A 786-nucleotide genomic window follows, 5' to 3' on the forward strand; every position below is an offset into this window, starting at 1 on the left:
AGTAAGAATCACGCCTTTTAGAGCCGCTTCGTCGAGCTCTTTTTTCACCACTTCATCGAATAAACGACTGAAACGCCCAAAATCTTGCTCTTTGATGGTTAAGCCTGCCGCCATCGCGTGACCGCCAAACTTGATGATCAAACCTGGATTTTGCGTATCGATGAAGTCCAACGCATCACGCATGTGTAATCCAGGAATCGAACGACAGGAACCCTTGATCGTCCCTTCACCACCGTCAGCAAAGGCAATGACTGGACGATGGAATTTCTCTTTGATACGCGAAGCGAGAATACCAATCACACCTTGGTGCCAATCGCGCTGGAACAGCGATAAGCCGTATGGCAGCTCGCTGTTTTCGCCAAACTGCAAACGTTCACAAAACGCCATCGCTTCTTGCTTCATGCCTTCTTCAATCTCTTTACGAGTCTGATTGAGCCCATCAAGCTCACTGGCCATGCGACGTGCAGCATGGATGTTGTTACACATCAGTAGCTCAACACCAAAAGACATGTCGTCTAAACGGCCAGCGGCATTAATACGCGGCCCCAATGCAAAGCCGAAGTCCGATGCCACCAAACGTCGCGCATCGCGTTTCGCCACTTCAATCAGTGCCTGAATACCTGGGCGCGCTTTCCCCGCACGAATGCGCTGCAAACCTTGATGCACCAGAATTCGGTTGTTCTCATCAAGCGGCACAACATCAGCGACAGTGCCCAGTGCGACAAGGTCGATCAGCTCCATCAGTTTCGGCTCTTGCATGCCTTGTTGAGCAAACCAGTTGTGTTT

The 786-nt window shown here is 50.8% G+C and carries 1 protein-coding gene; it reads right to left on the reverse strand.

Annotated elements, in window-relative coordinates; genetic code table 11:
* The coding region (locus R7R78_RS25630) for a DHHA1 domain-containing protein (protein WP_225474556.1) at positions 1-786 on the reverse strand (786 nt) is incomplete at both ends.

This window comes from Vibrio sp. 2134-1 (genome assembly GCF_033339495.1).